This is a genomic window from uncultured Amphritea sp. (assembly GCF_937127095.1).
Lineage (GTDB): Bacteria > Pseudomonadota > Gammaproteobacteria > Pseudomonadales > Balneatricaceae > Amphritea.
In genome coordinates, this window is sequence record NZ_CAKZLP010000085.1 from 16271 (window position 1) to 32735 (window position 16465).

Annotated in this window: 15 protein-coding genes; 13 read left to right on the forward strand and 2 right to left on the reverse strand. The window is 40.8% G+C overall.

The window, feature by feature from the left end; translation table 11 throughout:
- Positions 1 to 22 precede the first annotated feature (22 nt).
- Positions 23 to 2011 (reverse strand): bifunctional tRNA (5-methylaminomethyl-2-thiouridine)(34)-methyltransferase MnmD/FAD-dependent 5-carboxymethylaminomethyl-2-thiouridine(34) oxidoreductase MnmC, encoded by a 1989-nt coding sequence (gene mnmC, locus Q0499_RS22335; protein ID WP_299204792.1) that lies wholly within the window; start codon positions 2009 to 2011, stop codon positions 23 to 25.
- Between the two features lie 136 nt (positions 2012 to 2147).
- Here mnmC and rfbB point away from each other — a divergent pair, with 136 nt between their 5' ends.
- From rfbB to rfbC, 4 genes are read left to right on the forward strand one after another with little or no spacing between them, the layout of a single operon-like run.
- A complete protein-coding gene (gene rfbB / locus Q0499_RS22340) occupies positions 2148 to 3221 on the forward strand; it encodes a dTDP-glucose 4,6-dehydratase (RefSeq protein WP_299204795.1) in 1074 nt (357 codons plus the stop codon).
- Position 3222: 1 nt separating this feature from the next.
- Positions 3223 to 4098: a dTDP-4-dehydrorhamnose reductase gene (rfbD, locus tag Q0499_RS22345; protein ID WP_299204798.1), complete on the forward strand. Its 876-nt coding sequence runs from the start codon at positions 3223 to 3225 to the stop codon at positions 4096 to 4098.
- The gene (gene rfbA, locus Q0499_RS22350; protein ID WP_299204801.1) at positions 4095 to 4967 is read left to right on the forward strand and encodes a glucose-1-phosphate thymidylyltransferase RfbA; all 873 of its coding nucleotides are present in this window, start codon (positions 4095 to 4097) and stop codon (positions 4965 to 4967) included. Before rfbD ends, rfbA begins: the two co-directional genes overlap by 4 nt.
- Before the next feature lie 3 nt (positions 4968 to 4970).
- Positions 4971 to 5561: a dTDP-4-dehydrorhamnose 3,5-epimerase gene (gene rfbC, locus Q0499_RS22355; protein ID WP_299204804.1), complete on the forward strand. Its 591-nt coding sequence runs from the start codon at positions 4971 to 4973 to the stop codon at positions 5559 to 5561.
- Here rfbC and Q0499_RS23725 read toward each other — a convergent pair.
- The gene (locus Q0499_RS23725) at positions 5515 to 5694 is read right to left on the reverse strand and encodes a transposase (protein WP_363317851.1); all 180 of its coding nucleotides are present in this window, start codon (positions 5692 to 5694) and stop codon (positions 5515 to 5517) included. The genes rfbC and Q0499_RS23725 overlap by 47 nt on opposite strands.
- A gap of 612 nt (positions 5695 to 6306) precedes the next feature.
- Here Q0499_RS23725 and Q0499_RS22360 point away from each other — a divergent pair.
- From Q0499_RS22360 to hisH, 9 genes are read left to right on the forward strand one after another with little or no spacing between them, the layout of a single operon-like run.
- Positions 6307 to 8160: a nucleoside-diphosphate sugar epimerase/dehydratase gene (locus tag Q0499_RS22360; RefSeq protein ID WP_299204807.1), complete on the forward strand. Its 1854-nt coding sequence runs from the start codon at positions 6307 to 6309 to the stop codon at positions 8158 to 8160.
- Between the two features lie 39 nt (positions 8161 to 8199).
- On the forward strand, positions 8200 to 9681 hold the full coding sequence (locus Q0499_RS22365; protein WP_299204809.1) for a lipid II flippase MurJ: 1482 nt from the start codon (positions 8200 to 8202) through the stop codon (positions 9679 to 9681).
- Between the two features lie 6 nt (positions 9682 to 9687).
- Positions 9688 to 10518 carry an aldolase/citrate lyase family protein gene (locus Q0499_RS22370; protein ID WP_299205131.1) on the forward strand — a complete coding sequence of 277 codons (831 nt, stop codon included), beginning with the start codon at positions 9688 to 9690 and terminating at the stop codon, positions 10516 to 10518.
- Complete coding sequence (locus tag Q0499_RS22375) at positions 10502 to 11056, forward strand: sugar transferase (RefSeq protein WP_299204812.1); 555 nt, start codon at positions 10502 to 10504, stop codon at positions 11054 to 11056. The genes Q0499_RS22370 and Q0499_RS22375 overlap by 17 nt, the downstream gene beginning before the upstream one ends.
- A 2-nt stretch (positions 11057 to 11058) precedes the next feature.
- Positions 11059 to 12840, forward strand: a complete 1782-nt coding sequence (gene asnB, locus Q0499_RS22380) for an asparagine synthase (glutamine-hydrolyzing) (protein WP_299204815.1) — start codon at positions 11059 to 11061, stop codon at positions 12838 to 12840.
- On the forward strand, positions 12833 to 13852 hold the full coding sequence (locus Q0499_RS22385) for a hypothetical protein (RefSeq protein ID WP_299204818.1): 1020 nt from the start codon (positions 12833 to 12835) through the stop codon (positions 13850 to 13852). Before asnB ends, Q0499_RS22385 begins: the two co-directional genes overlap by 8 nt.
- The gene (locus Q0499_RS22390; RefSeq protein WP_299204821.1) at positions 13849 to 15069 is read left to right on the forward strand and encodes a CDP-glycerol glycerophosphotransferase family protein; all 1221 of its coding nucleotides are present in this window, start codon (positions 13849 to 13851) and stop codon (positions 15067 to 15069) included. The genes Q0499_RS22385 and Q0499_RS22390 overlap by 4 nt, the downstream gene beginning before the upstream one ends.
- Before the next feature lie 34 nt (positions 15070 to 15103).
- Complete coding sequence (locus tag Q0499_RS22395) at positions 15104 to 15859, forward strand: imidazole glycerol phosphate synthase cyclase subunit (RefSeq protein ID WP_299204824.1); 756 nt, start codon at positions 15104 to 15106, stop codon at positions 15857 to 15859.
- Positions 15856 to 16458, forward strand: a complete 603-nt coding sequence (gene hisH, locus Q0499_RS22400; protein WP_299204827.1) for an imidazole glycerol phosphate synthase subunit HisH — start codon at positions 15856 to 15858, stop codon at positions 16456 to 16458. The genes Q0499_RS22395 and hisH overlap by 4 nt, the downstream gene beginning before the upstream one ends.
- Positions 16459 to 16465 lie beyond the last annotated feature (7 nt).

The window sequence follows — 16465 nt, forward strand, 5'->3', positions numbered from 1 at the left end:
TGTAATGTCAGAACTGTTCCTACTATATCGCCCGTCTGATCAGATTCTTGATGATAAATCGTGCCGGATTGAGCTTATCAATCAACTCTTTCTCCAGAGGTAATGGCTCATTCTCAAGCATAGAGGCGATAATCTCTCCACTTATTGGACCGGTGATCAGCCCTTTTGATCCATGAGCCAGGTTGGCAAATAATCCTGAATAATGCTTAGCAGAAATATCTATCACTGTTTTTGCATCATGCCTCAAGGGGGCATAGTCTTCGATAAAAGTGTCATATACCGGCACAGGGCCAATTATTGGAAGCTTGTCAGGCGATGCGCAGCGGAATCCAACCCTGCCTTTCAGGCCTTTGTTATTATGGTACTGCTTTAACTGTGTTCCTAACTCAGTCGCCATATCGGTGACTTTTTCCAGGTTGTGTTGGTGCCCTGAGTCGCGGATATCGGTTGCTTCATCCTTCAGATCAAAGGTTGCACCGAAACAGAAACGACCTTCTTTGGCCGGAGAGATATAGCCTTCGCTACAGAGTACAGTGTTGAGTGCTGGAGGATAGTCATCGGATGTCGATTCAGTCAGAGAAACCTGTCCGCGAATATTTTGTAACGGAAGATGCTTTAACTGTTCAAATTTTCTGCTATCTGCGGCGGAAGCAACCACGATAATGGCTGCAGTCAGTGTTTGATTGTCGCAGGTGAAACCGTTCCAGTAGCTATCCACTTGCTCCAGTCGGGTGATCTCAGTATTGGTTAATACTGTGATGTTCGGATGGTCGGTTAACCACTGACACAGTAACGGTGGGGTCACCCAGCCCGCATCGGGAAAGAATAAACCACTTTTATTAACCGTGGTGCCCGCCAGTGCTGACGCTTCTGTGCTGTCTGTAAAACGGACGAGCGCTTCTGGATAGTTACCGGATTCCGCAAGGTTGCGCTGCCTCGCCAGTTCTTTCTCACTGGCAGCCAGTTGTAGCAGGCCACAAGGTGACCAGATATCAGAGCGATCTGCCAGATTCTGTTTAAGAAAGTTACTGCTATAGAGAAAGCCGGAAAGGTGAAAGCGGCTGGCGGGTATCGGTTCCACCGGGAGCTTGGCATAGAGTGCGCCTTGACGATTACCGGAACCTTCAGCAGCAATCTGCGGGTTTTTATCCACAAGCGTCACTTTCCAGCCTCGCTGAGCCAGCGAACGGGCAGTCGAACATCCCGCAATACCCGCACCGATAATTAGCGCTGACCGGTCACCGGTATGCTTTTGAGGTAGCTTGAACCATGAGGGTGACCATGTTGTTTCAGGCTCTTCCGATAACGCGTTATTGGCAAAAGAGCCGACTAACATATCCCATTTTGGGCCAAAACCATCGGTTCTCTTGACCTGAAACCCGACTTCCCGCAAACCTCGCTTTACAATACCGGCAGAGGTGAAGGTTGAGAATGTCGTGCCCGGCTTGCTGAGCCTGGCAACCTGTTGAAAAAGTTCAGGGCTCCACATGTCTGGATTCTTAGCGGGAGAAAACCCATCAAGAAACCAGGCATCGACTTCTGCATCTAACTGGCTGTAACATTCAACGGCATCACCCAGCATCAGTGTTAGTGTGACCCGACCGTTATCGAAACTAAGACGGTGAAAGCCGGGAGCGTTGATGGGGTATTGAGCAATGAGTTGCTCGGAAAACATGCTAAGCTCTGGCCATAAAGCCAGTGCTTTGATCAGATCATCCGGTATAATTGGATATTTTTCGACACTGATGAAATGCAACCTTGCAGCCGCTGGCGATTGGTCATTAAACAGTTGCCAGGTCGCGAGAAAGTTAAGCCCCGTACCAAAACCTGTTTCGGCAATGGTCAATGACTCCGCTGCGTTGAACCGGTCAGTGAGTTGGTTGCCATCGAGAAACACATAAGTGGTTTCATCGAGACCGTTTTCGGTGGAGAAGTAGATGTCGTCGAACCTTGTTGATAAAGGGGCTTCAGAAGACCAGTCTAAATTGGCAAATGTATTTGGTTTTTTCATGTTTCTTTGAGTTATAACCCTGGACAGTAGTACCGCGCTTAAGCGAACAATTGTATAGAATCTGTTTACTCTGTGCTGAAGTTTGTGAATGACCTGTTCAGGTCATTTTTTTGTAAGAATAGAAAGGGATTAATGAATGAAGCTGTTGGTTACAGGGGGCGCTGGCTTTATCGGTTCTGCCGTTATACGTCATATCATTAAACATACACAGGATAGTGTAGTGAACGTGGATAAGCTGACGTATGCTGGCAATCTTGAGTCTCTTGAACAAGTGTTCAATAATGACCGCTATACGTTTGAGCAGGTAGATATCTGTAATCACAAAGAGCTTAGGCGAGTATTTGTTGAGCACCAACCAGATGTTGTAATGCATCTGGCTGCTGAGTCGCACGTTGATCGCTCAATAGATGGGCCAGGTGACTTTATACAAACCAATATTGTTGGCACTTATATATTGTTGGAGGAATGCCGCTCTTATTGGGCTGGCCTGTCTCCGGTGCGCAAAGCGAAGTTCCGCCTCCATCATATATCCACCGATGAGGTCTATGGGGACTTACCTCATCCAGCTGATTATGAGAATGCTGCAGAACAGCTATTTACCGAAGAAACTGCTTATGCTCCCAGCTCTCCATACTCAGCCAGTAAAGCAAGTTCTGATCATTTGGTGCGTTCCTGGATGCGAACTTATGGTTTGCCAGTATTGGTAACTAATTGCTCCAATAATTACGGGCCATATCATTTCCCTGAAAAACTGATTCCACTGGTTATTCTCAACGCGCTTGAAGGCAAACAGTTACCTGTTTACGGCAAAGGTGACCAGATAAGGGACTGGCTATATGTGGAAGACCACGCACGAGCTTTGTATACAGTTGTTTCCGAAGGCAAGGTGGGAGAAACCTATAATATTGGTGGTCACAATGAAAAACAAAATATCGAAGTCGTAAATGCGTTATGTGATGTTTTACAGGAACTCGTTCCCGTCAGCATTCAGTATAGGGATTTGATTACTGAAGTGAAAGATCGCCCTGGCCATGATCGACGCTATGCCATTGACGCGAGTAAGATTAAATGTGAGCTTGGCTGGCAGCCATTGGAGACCTTTGAATCAGGTATTCGCAAAACAGTGCAATGGTATCTTGAAAATCTTGAGTGGTGTCGGCGAGTACAGGACGGGAGTTATCAGCGAGAGCGTTTAGGGGAGCAAGTGTAAGATGAAAATCTTACTATTGGGTAAAACTGGCCAGGTTGGATTCGAGTTACATCGAATGTTGAGCTTATTAGGGACCATTGATGCGCCTTCGCGACTCACACTGGATCTTATGAATGAAGAAGCGGTAAACGACTATCTGATCGATAGTAACCCCGATCTTATTGTTAACGCTGCTGCATGGACAGATGTTGATGGTGCGGAAGAGCATCAGGCTGAGGCTTATCGTCTGAATGCAGTGTTGCCAGCTCAGCTGGCCACCTATGCATCTGAAAGAGGTATTCGTTTCCTTCATTACAGCAGTGATTATGTTTATCCGGGAACGGGGACGCTTCCCTGGTCGGAAACTAGTCCAGTCGGTCCGCTAAACCACTATGGGAAAACCAAGTTGGTGGGTGATCAGGCAATAGAGCACAGTGGAGCAGACTTCCTTATCTTCCGTATTAGTTGGGTTTATAGTGCGCGTGGCAAAAACTTTATGAAAACCATGCTTCGCCTGGCTCAAAGCCACACTCAGCTGGAAATAGTATCAGACCAGGTTGGCGCCCCAACCCCCGCTTGCTTAATCGCTACTATTAGCCTGTTGGCGATCCGTGATGAGTTGAAATGCGGTATATATCAATTAGCATCAAAAGGTGAAACGAGTTGGCATGGCTTTGCAACAGAGATATTTAACGGGGTGAGGCAGGCTAGTGAGCCACTGCCATTATCTCTGGAACATGCAGAGCCAATAAGTACTCTTGACTACCCCACACCAGCTAAAAGGCCTGTAAACTCAAGAATGAACTTGAGCAAGCTGGAAAACGCTCTGAATCTGAAGCTTCCCAATTGGAAAAGTCAGTTGGCAATTACTCTGACAGAGTTTCTGGAGAAAAAATGAAAGGCATAATCCTCGCCGGAGGTTCTGGCACTCGTTTGTATCCCATCACCCGTGGCATATCAAAGCAGTTATTGCCGGTTTATGATAAACCGATGATTTATTATCCACTTTCTGTGCTGATGCTTGCCGGAATTCGGGATGTTCTGATTATCACTACTCCTGAAGATCAGGAAGGTTTTAATCGTCTGCTGGGTGATGGTAGTCAATGGGGTGTCAATCTTAGTTATGCTGTTCAACCGAGCCCTGATGGCCTTGCTCAGGCATTCATTATAGGCGAAGAGTTCATTGGCAATGACAGTGTGTGTTTAGTCTTGGGTGATAACATCTATTATGGGCAAGGGCTAAGCAAACTTCTGCAGACGGCTGCATCGAAGGATAAAGGCGCGACGGTGTTTGGTTATCAGGTTACCGATCCGGAACGTTTCGGAGTCGTTGAGTTTGATGAAAAACATAAAGCAATAACCATTGAGGAAAAGCCCGACCACCCTAAATCCGATTATGCGGTCACCGGGTTGTATTTTTATGATAATGACGTAGTCGACATCGCTAAATCAGTTACGCCTTCAGCTCGTGGAGAGCTTGAAATCACCACGGTCAATCAGATTTATCTGGAACGTGGTGACTTGAATGTGGAATTGCTGGGGCGCGGTTTTGCCTGGCTTGATACTGGCACTTTCGACTCTCTTCAGGAAGCCGCCAGTTTTATTAGAACGTTAGAAAAACGGCAGGGGCTGAAAATCGCGTGCCTCGAAGAGGTTGCTTATCGAATGGGCTATATTAATGAAGATCAATTACTTGCTGAAGCAAAAAAACTTCAGAAAAACAGCTATGGTGCTTATCTAAAAAAACTGGCTAAAGCGGGTAGGTAAGGTATGGATATCAGGTCAACCCGAATTCCGGATGTAAAGCTCATCAAGCCGACAGTCTTTGGTGATGAGCGCGGCTTCTTCATGGAAACTTGGAATGAGCAGGTCTTTCAGGACGCAGACATACATGTTTCCTTCGTTCAGGATAATCATAGTCGTTCGGTCAAAAATACTTTGCGTGGTTTGCATTACCAAATCAGGCGACCTCAAGGAAAGTTGGTGCGTGTCACCACTGGAGAAGTGTTTGATGTTGCGGTTGATTTACGTCCAGATTCAGCAACCTTTGGCCAATGGGTAGGTGAATGTCTTTCTGAACAGAACCGTCACATGCTCTGGATACCGCCGGGTTTTGCCCACGGGTTTTTGGTAACTAGCGAAACAGCGGATTTTGAGTATAAATGTACTGATTATTATGCCCCGGAACTTGAACGCACAATTCATTGGGCTGATCCTGTTTTGAATATTGAGTGGGGGTTGGATAGCGCTATAGAATTGCTGCTTTCAGAAAAAGATCGAGTTGGACTAAGTTTTGAACAAGCTGCATCAGAACTCAATGATTACCGTGACACTCCAATATTGGTAGAAACTTTAGGATAGTTGAGTGATAAGGAGTGGCTTTGTCCAGCGACAAACCAGCAAATAGATTCATGGATGCGATCTCATAGAGTGTGTTCTCTATGGTCGGGTCACTCGAGTAGTGCCCATGTTGCATGCAATGGATTCGCGACATGGTGAATAACGGATAAGGTCGACGGCCGCTGCTGGGTTAGGTTAGTAAGGCTTAATGACTGCATCGGGGCCATCCATGAGATCAACTTAGCCATCCGAGACCGGATCTTCTACTTTTGGGACTGACGGTATTTATTGCTGAGCTCGCTGTCATTAAATGTGGTCTGCTTATCGATTTCTAGATCGTACATCGCTTTTTGCTGATCTTATCTCATACAAAGAACGTAATCATATATACAATAGCTTTTGATTCAGAGCCCCCTTCGTTGAATGCGAAATAGGAATCATGAAGCTGATATAGAATTGATGGGTTGCTGATCCATCTGATCTTCGACGGTTTTCTTCGTCATTAATCGGCTAATAATATCGATTACAATGGTAAAGTATTTATATATAATGTGATTTCTGTTCTTACTTTAGTGTATTAGTAATATATATTTTTTTATCATATTATTCTTGTTTAATCAACGGTGCAGGTGTACGGGATTGGGCATAATTTTAGGTGATTTTAGGCGATTATAATGAATGGACTGTACTTGGCGAGGGTGGGGGAATAATCGTGTCTGTTAATCTTGTTTTAATCTCCAGGAGTCTAAAGAGAAGCATATTATTAATGTATGATTTTTTATCATTGATGATTGCTATATGGGGAAGTTTTGTTTTAAGAGTTGCTGATTTCTGGCCGGAAAGTTATTTGCGAGAATCAGCTTGGATGTTTTTGATAATCCCTGTATTTGGTGTGTTGCTTTTTGATTTTTTTGGCCTTTATAGAGTGGTGGTGAGATATGCAGGCTCATATGCAATATGGATTATTATTAAAAGTATTCTAATTCTATCGCTGGGCATTCTTTTTGTTGATGCCGTCTTAGACTTTCCTTTTTTACCTAGAACAGTAGCAATTGGTTTTTCAATTATAGCATTTGTTTTGATTGGCGGAGGGAGATTTGCGTTCCGTAACTATTATTATTGGCTTCAAAAGCATTATGTGGATAAACAATCTGTTCTGATATATGGAGCTGGTGCAGCAGGGGTTCGCCTTGCTTCAGGTATGACAGGAGACTGTCAGTTTTTTCCTTGTGGATATCTGGATGATGATGTTGCTCTCAGGGGTAAAATGATTAAAGGTTTGAAAGTATATTCGCCGGATTGCATATCAACATTGATTGAAAACTATAAAGTGGATAGGGTCTTTATTGCTTTACCTTCAGTTGATATTAGTCGTAAGGCAGAAATTATTAAAAGTTTAGAGGGCCATCCTGTTCATGTTCAGACGCTTCCTACTATCGATGAAATAGCTAATGGTAGTGTTAGCCTGGATTTATTACGAGAAATAGAGTTAGAAGAATTGTTAGGAAGAGATCCAGTACCAGCAAGGATGGATCTCGTAACTGAAAGCTTATTTGAAAAAAATGTATTGATTACAGGTGCAGGAGGATCTATTGGGTCTGAACTGTGCCGGCAGGTCATTAAATCGGCTCCGCGAAGTGTAATACTGTATGAATTAAGTGAGTATTCACTATATCAGGTAGACCAGTCATTGAGATGTATAATGGAATCGGAAGGAATAAATCTCCCGATTTATCCATTGTTAGGTTCTGTTTGTGATGAGCAAAGAGTAGCTGAAGTAATACGGCGTTTTAATGTACACACTATCTATCATGCTGCGGCATATAAGCATGTACCAATAGTTGAGCATAATGTTTTGCAAGGAATCGTTAATAATGCATTTGGGACGAAGGTTGTGGCTGAGCAAGCTGCAAGGCTTAATGTTGAACGTTTCGTATTAATTTCAACTGACAAGGCTGTTAGGCCTACTAATGTAATGGGAGCAACAAAACGACTTGCAGAAGCAATACTTCAGAACTTAGCCTTAGTGGATGGATGCGATACTAAGTTTTCAATGGTACGTTTTGGTAATGTGCTTGGGTCGTCTGGTTCAGTGGTGCCGTTGTTCAGGGAGCAAATAAAAAGCGGGGGGCCTGTTACAGTTACTCACCCAGAAATTACTCGTTACTTTATGACGATCCCTGAGGCCGCCTCTTTAGTCATTCAGGCAGGTTCGATGGGACAGGATGGTGATGTTTTTGTGTTAGATATGGGCGATTCAGTAAAGATCTTAGATCTGGCTAAACGAATGATAAAGCTTACTGGTTTTTCTGTGTCATCTTCAGGTTCTGATGCTGATAGTATTGAAATAGTTTTCACAGGTTTGCGGCCTGGTGAAAAGTTATACGAAGAGTTGCTGATAGGGGATGATGTTACAAGAACCGCCCACCCGAAGATTATGAGAGCGCGTGAAGAAATAATAGCTTCAGAAAAGCTGGAGTTGTTACTCGTTGAATTACAGAACGCTGTATCTGAGGGGGATAGCGCTAAAGCAAGAATATTACTACAAAATAATATTTCAGGGTTTATTCCTTCATCGGAGTTGGTTGATTTGTTATATACGCAGATTGTAAGGCATTGATTTTCCTATTAATAATGCATAATAACGGTTGGCATGTAAATGCTCAAAAAAATAATAATATCTTCTGTATTGCTTAACCTTGGCGTTATGCTTGGGCGATTGTCTGGCTTCGCTAGAGAGGCCGTTTTAGCTGGGTCTTTAGGGGTCTCTGCTGAAGCAGATGTTGCTGTCCTTATTTTGTCTGTGCCAGATCTGCTGGTGAATATACTTGTAGGCGGTGCATTGTCTGCTGCTTTAATACCGAGCCTTTCTGACAAAAGTCGTGATACGAAAATTTTTTTTATTCAGGCACTACTTTTTTTCACATTACTTTTTATTGCCGTTACTTTTGTTTTGTTAATGTGCGTTGGAAGTCTTGTTGAGTTATTAGCTCCTGGTTTCAGTGCATACCAATCGGACTTGTCGATAAAAGGGCTTTCTATAGTATTGTGGTTGATTCCTCTCACTGTTGCTTCAGGTGTGGTATCTGCCTATCTTCAAGCTGACAATCGGTTTTTTGTTCCGTCTTTAGGTACATTGGTAATTAATATTACAATAATTTTCGGCCTTTTTTTTATAGTAACTAAAGATAATTCATTATCAATATTGGCATTTTTTGTAATATTAGGAGGTCTTCTCAGACTGATAATGCAATATGTAGCAGCTTTGAATATTGATGGTCGCCCCCGGTTTTGTCTTACCCCATGGTTGATTGACCGTGATTTATTAAAAAGGTATATCCAGGTGGCCGGTGCCGGAAGTTTAATATTGTGCTTTCCTGTGATTGCCAGAGCATTTGCTTCTATTAATGGGTCAGGGGATGTCGCTGAATTTAGCTATGCATTGAAGCTTGTAGAATTTCCACTGGCGTTGACTGTAACATTTCTTTCTGTTGTTTTTTTTCCACGCTTAGCACGATCTTTTTCGGATAATTTATCTCTATTTGGTAACCTATCAGTTTGGGGATTGAGAATAACTTTTTTCTTGGCGTCAGTTTCAGCAGTTTCAATGTGGGTGATTTCCAATTCAATAGCAAACTTAGTGTATGGCTATGGGGAAATGGAAATTCAAGCTGTTGAGCAAGTCAGTCGAGTTTTTGATATAGGTATATGGAGTATTGTTGGTATGGGGATTACTGTATTCACCGCAGCAATATTTAATGCTGCAAGGGATAGTAAAACGCCTCTTATTATAAATGTATTGACGTTATTTTTTCTGATTGCATCTCTTTATTTAGGTCAGAATGAGAATAATGAGCAAATAATGTTTAGCCTGATGTTGACTTATTGCTTCTCAGGTTTGTTTTCATTAGTCTGTGTTTTTGTAATGTTTAAATCTTTGATTATTTCTGTTCTTGAGCCTAGGTTGTTATTTTGGGCGGTAGTGAATGTTTTGATTTTGTATGTATCTATTAATAATTTGGTTTTACATTTTCAAAGCGATCTTGGTCGTTTGATTGTAGTGATTATGTGCGCATCGTTTTTTTGTATAACTACCGCCTTTCCAATATTTTATGTAGAAAAAAAAGCTAGGTATAGGTAAGTGAAAATGATTAACTATATTCTTATTACTAATGACCCAGACTTGGCTTTTTTTGCACAAGACTGTGGTGTAAGAAAAATATTTATAGACTTGGAGCGGCTGGGAAAGGTAGAGCGGCAGGGGCATCTTGATACATTAATAAGTCAACATGCTTTTGATGATATACCCAAAGTGAAGTCAGTATTGTCAACGAGCGAACTATTAGTAAGACTCAATCCATTTAATGATAATACATATGAAGAGATAGAGGCCTCAATAGCCGGCGGTGCTGAAACTTTAATTTTGCCTATGTTCAGGAGTGGTATAGAAGTAGGCGAATTTTGCCGGATGGTGGATGGAAGAGCGGGTGTTATGCCACTTGTTGAAACTTATGATGCAGCAATGGATATGCGTAACATAGTTTCAGTAAATGGTGTAACAGAAGTGTATATAGGATTAAACGATCTTCACCTTGATATGGGACTAGCGTTTATGTTTCAGCCAGTTTCGAGCGGCTTGATCGATTCCCTTGCGATTATTTGTAAAAAAAACAGAATGCCTTTTGGTTTTGGTGGTATTGCACGTGTTGGTGAAGGTGTTATTCCCGGAGAGATGGTTCTCGCTGAACACTTAAGGTTGGGGTCTAGTAGTGTTATTTTATCGAGAACATTTCATAGGAAAAGCAACAGTGTTGAGGATATTAAAGCTAACATGAATCTCAAATTTGAATTATCGAAACTGATTGAGGCTGAAAATCAACTTAGAGCCCGCAGTCATGCAGAGATTGATGCAGATCGTAAACTGTTTTTACAGAAAGTTGAAAGTTTTGTGGTGAGCTTAAATGAAAAGAATATTTGATATTTCTGTGGCTGTTTTTGTCTTGATTATTATTGCTCCTATACTTCTTATTATCGCAGTTTTAGTTAAAATTGAGTCGAAAGGCCCTGTGCTTTTTAATCAAGAGCGAGTTGGACTGTATGGGGAGTCATTCTATATATATAAGTTTAGAAGTATGGTCCAGAATGCTTCGGAAATAGGGCCTTACTTCACAGATCACAATGATAAAAGAATAACAAAGGTTGGAAAGTTAATTAGAAGAACGAGTATTGATGAGTTGCCCCAAATTATCAATGTTATTAAAGGTGAAATGAGCTTAGTAGGCCCTCGTCCTAATGTTTTTGCTCAACGTCCGGAGTACGATGCTGATGATTGGGAAATGAGAAACTCGGTCAGGCCAGGTATAACAGGACTTGCGCAAGCGCTTTTGCGTTCTAGTGCAACACCGGATGAGCGTACTGCTCTTGATTTAGAATATGTTGAAAAAGCTTCATTTATGTTAGATCTGAAAATTTTGTTGTTAACAGTTAAACAAGTTTTTATGAAGGGTGGCAACTAACAATGTGTGGTATATACGGCTACTTTGATACATATGGTTTGCGCCTGAGTGATTCAGTACTTTCTCATATGGGAAAAGTAATTAATCATAGAGGGCCTGATGGTAATGGCTGCTATCATGATGAAGCTAGATCTGTAGCATTAGGAAACCAGCGGCTTGCGATCTTAGATGTTGAGCATGGACATCAGCCTTTTATATCAGATGATCGGAGTATTATTGTTGTCCAGAATGGTGAAATCTTCAATCATGTAGAACTGGCGGCGGACTTAAGAAATGCAGGATTTGATTGTAAAACTCATTGTGATACAGAGGTTATTCTCAGGTTATATGAACGTGATGGAATCGAAGGGATATCTAAGTTAAATGGGATGTTTGCAATTGCCATTTATGATAAGGCTGAGGAACGCCTGTTTTTAGTAAGAGATAGGGTCGGTGAAAAACCTCTGTATTATCACTATAACGGCACAAAATTACTTTTTGGGTCAGAGATAAAATCAATACTAAAAGGGAGGGATAGCAATTTTATTCCATCTCCTGAAGCTATCGATCAGTTTTTAACATATAACTACATACCTCCTCCGCTGACGATTTTTGAAGGGATCTATCATGTAATGCCAGGGCATTATTTGGAAGTTTCAAAAGAAGGAGTGAAAGAAAAATGTTGGTGGGATATTGCCCGGATAAAAGAGCAAAACTTTTCAGAAAGCGAGTGGATAGAAAAATTTAATGCCTTGTTAGAGGATTCTGTCAGATTACGTCTCCGATCAGATGTTCCATTTGGCGCCTTTCTTTCAGGAGGCGTGGACTCTAGCTCAGTAGTAGGGCTTATGAGTAAATGTTTGAATGATCCTGTAAGAACGTTTTGCATTGGCTTTGATGATGTTAATTATGATGAATCTCCATATGCCTTTAGTGCTGCTGAACGATTTCGCACTTGCCATAAAATGCAGAAAGTAAAAGCAAATCTTATTGATCTTTGGCCTTTGGCTACTTATCACTGCGATCAGCCTCACGGAGATGTATCTTTTTTACCTACGTATAAAGTAGCCAGTTTAGCTGTAAATGATGTAAAGATGGTTTTGACAGGTGATGGAGCTGACGAACTTTTTGCTGGTTACGATAAATATAAAAGTTTTTTCGCTAATGATGTTTCTCAGATGTCTGATCTGGATTTTCAAGAGAAGTATATTGAAAGTATTTCTCTTTTTAATCAGTGTGATAAAAGTCAGTTGTATACAACGCATTTCAAACAAACACTAAATGATCATGACTCAATTGGTGTGGCTAGATACTTTTTTAACAAGTCTTCTACGATGGACCGGATTAATCAGGCGTTGTATATCGATTTTATGATGCTACTTCCAGGGAACAATCTGGTCAAACCCGACCGGATGGGGATGGCTGTTTCATTAGAAACCAGAGCTCCTTTTCTTGATTATAGGATGATGGAATTAGCATTCTCTATGCCGGGTAGTCTAAAGTTGAAAAATGGTGAAACTAAATATATATATAAAAAAGCAGTTGCTCCGCTTATAGGTAAAGATTTAGCTTATCGAAAAAAACAAATGTTTACAGTGCCTGTAGGGGAATGGTTCAAAGATGAACTTTTACCTCTATGTCAAGATCTTTTGCTTTCTGAACGTGCGCAGCGTAGAAATATTTTTGATGTGATGTTTCTAGAAAAAATTCTCTATGAGCATATTAAAGGTATATCGAATTATACACGTCAAATACGTGCGATAATGGCCTTGGAAATTTGGTTTAGAGAATTTATCGATGATTGATGCTTTGTATAATAATTTTAAACAAACAGTATTTCTGTTTTCTGCTTTGCTATTGATGATGGCATTAGGTCTGCTCAATTTCGAACTTTGGGATCAGGTTGAGTATGTTAGACAATCATCTCCAGAAATTACGTTGCGAGGAATATATACGGAATGGCATAAATTAAGGTATTTGTTAGTTTATCCCGTATATGAGGCCTCCTATTTCTTTGAAATAGGTCAAGGTTTTGTCTTTGGTGTTTATTTGATTCTTATTATTTCTATAGCGTCTTTTGTAATTAGTAGCGTAGTTGATGTTTTTGGGAATGTGGATTTCATATATAAGTTATTGATTCCGCTGCTGCTGTTTTTTTTATCGTTTTTCATGAATGGTCGCCTGGTTTTCGGTATATTAGGTTGTGGGTTGGTCTTGTTGTCTGCATTGTTTCTTATTAGGAATAGTTACTTTGTTTCTTCTTTTTTATGTTTTTTTGGGTTTGTATTTTCTTCTGTATCGAGTGGTGTTTTTATTTCGCTTTATTTTATTTATATGAGTATTTTTTTTATTTGTGCTGTATATTATAGGTTTTTTTTAGGGCGTTCTTTCGCTGTTGGTTATCTTTTTATTTTAATTGTTTTCTATGTTTTTTTTCCTATTTTTTTAATGATGTTTATTAAGAATTATTTTTATTTTGGAGGCGGAGCAGAAGCTGCGGTAAATGCTTTAGATCATGGGCTAATGGCTGAAGATAATTCTGGTATGAATCTGCAGCTTCTGTTCAAAGTTTTTTTATTTTGTTTTTTGGCTTTTCTAGTGTTTTTTGTTGTCGTGTTACGGCGGTTTATTTCAAATGGTAGGGCGTTGTACGTGACTTTTTATTTTTGCAGCGTGTTATTGTTTTTATCAATGTTTGCAAATTCTATTCTCGTAATAGCTTTTGTTCCATTTTCTGTCCTGGGGGTTTTAGCGAGCAGTATGCTCGTGCCTGCAGTTCTGCATGGGAGATTGCAAATAGGGAAGTTAATGAAATGAAAAAAATTGTCATCGTAACATATGGTGGCGGCCATATAAACATGCTTCTTCCAATTATCAGGCAGCTTACAAATGAGTCGGATATTATACTGTGTATATTAGCATTGACTACCGCTGGAAAAGTGCTGGAAAGAGAGGGGATAGAGCATCTAGGCTTTAGGGATCTATTGGTTGGCTCGGATGATGAGGCTGTTGAAAATGGCATTCGTTTACTAGGGCCGGAAGCTGAATTTTCACCCGTAGGTTATGATGAAAGTGTTGCATATATGGGGCTTTCATACTTGGATATGGAAACGAGGCTTGGAAAAATAGCAGCAAAAGAATTATTTCAAGATAAAGGCCGTCAGGCTTTTTATCAACTGACCGTTATGGAAAAGTTTCTGACACACCAGCAACCGGATCTTGTGATTGCAACGAATTCCCCCCGATGTGAAAAAGCTGCACTTGATGCAGCAGGTAATTTGAATATACCGTCAATATGCTTAGTTGATCTGTTCGCATTGCAAGAGTCTGAATGGATTTGTAAAAATTCATATGCCTCTAAGGTATGTGTATTATCCAAGTATGTTAAAAATATATTAGTAGAGAAAGGAAGACGGGCTGGAGATGTAGTCGTTACAGGTAATCCTGCTTTTGATCCTCTTTCTACTTTAGATAGAAAAGTGTTAAGGCAACAGACCCGTGAAAAATTAGGATGTAGCGAGTACGAACGCATTATTTTATGGGCTTCAAGTGTTGAACCCGCTATACATCCGTTTACAAATCGCAAAGGTGACATTACCTTACCAGAGAGAGTAAGAGATGAGTTAGTGAGAATTACAAATTCATCGTCTAAATATAGGTTGGTTATACGCCCTCATCCAAGTGAGCAGGTACCGAAGCTATCAGGTCGTAAAAATGTTTTTTTAAGCACACAAGAGCAATCAATTGAAGAGGTGCTAACTGCTGCTGATGTTGTTATCGTTTTTGCTTCTACAGTAGGTATACAAGCAGCCTATTTAGAAAAGCCTCTGATAAATGTCAGGCTATCTGTTTTTGCAGATGATGCTCCTTATGATGAAATGGGATTGTCAGCACCTGTCTATAAGCTTGAGGAGCTCGGTGGAGTTATCGACTCTTTGCTTAAGCAAAAAAAACCAATCTCAGGTCTGCTTCCACCAGTAGGGCAGGCGACGCAAAAGGTTGTCAAGGAAATTAAATGCATGTTGGGCCTATGAGGCCAATGCTAAGTTATAAGTTTGAGAGAATTTTATGAGCTTAAGAGTCATTGCGAAACTTGACGTCAAACCTCCGTTTGTTGTCAAACCAGTCCATTTTGAAGGGCTGCGTAAAATTGGTACACCTTCGGATCTTGCTTTGAAATATTATCAGCAAGGGGCTGATGAGGTTATGTATGTTGATATTGTTGCTTCTCTGTACCAGAGAGAAATTCTTTATCAATATATAGAAGAAACTGCTAATGAGTTGTTTATTCCTATGGGCGTTGGTGGTGGTGTGAGATCAGTAGATGATTTTTCAAAGCTGTTTCACTCAGGCGCAGACAAAGTATTGATAAATACATCAGTTCTTCAGAGTGATCCTTCTTTGATACGAGATGCTTCTAGTATATTTGGTGCACAGTCGGTCGTTTTAAATATTGAAGCAAAAAAATGGACTGATCATTGGGAGTGTTACAGTGATTGTGGAAGAATTAGAAGTGGACGTTCAGTTACTGACTGGGTCACCGAGGCCGTTGAATTAGGCGTTGGCGAAATTATGCTGCAGTCTGTTGATTGTGATGGACGTCGTCGCGGGTTTGATATTGATCTTGTTGCTAGTGTCACGGATAGAGTTAGTGTTCCCGTAATCGCAGCCAGTGGTGCAGGCTCTCTCCAGCATATCCTGGATGTAGTGAAAAATGGTAAGCCTGATGCGGTTGCTGTAGCGTCTTTGCTACATTATGACATTGCCACTATAAGAGATATTAAAATGTTTCTAATTGAAAATGGTATAGAGGTATCACTATGAGCAATATCATTGGCGTTGTTAACTATGGTGTTGCAGGAAATATTCATAGTATTTGTAAAGCTCTGAGAAAAGCCGACGCAAATTTTTTGATAGTTGAAGAGGCATCTCAGTTAGAGTCAGCCGATAAAATATTATTGCCTGGAGTCGGTAGTTTTAAGGATGCTATACAAGAATTAAAGAACGATCGATTACTCGAAGGTCTGATTTCTGCTATTAGAGTTAAACCAACCTTAGGTATTTGTATCGGCATGCAAATTTTGTCAAGAATTGGATTTGAGTTTGGAGAAACTGCGGGCTTGGGTCTTATTGATGCAGAGGTTAAGCCTGTTATATGTTCGGGTAGTGTTCCTCATGTTGGTTTCAACAATATAAGACTTGTTAAAGAAAGTCCTCTATTGAATGGTCTTGATGGTGAGCAGTTTTATTTCATGCACTCATATGAGGTTGTTAATTATACCGACATCGCTGCCTTAACAACCTACTGTAATCATGATTTTGTGTCTGCTATATCCAAAGGGCATATTCACGGAGTTCAGTTTCACCCTGAAAAAAGCCGTGATGCAGGAATAGAGTTATTTAAGAATTTTATTGAATTATAAGGTGGCG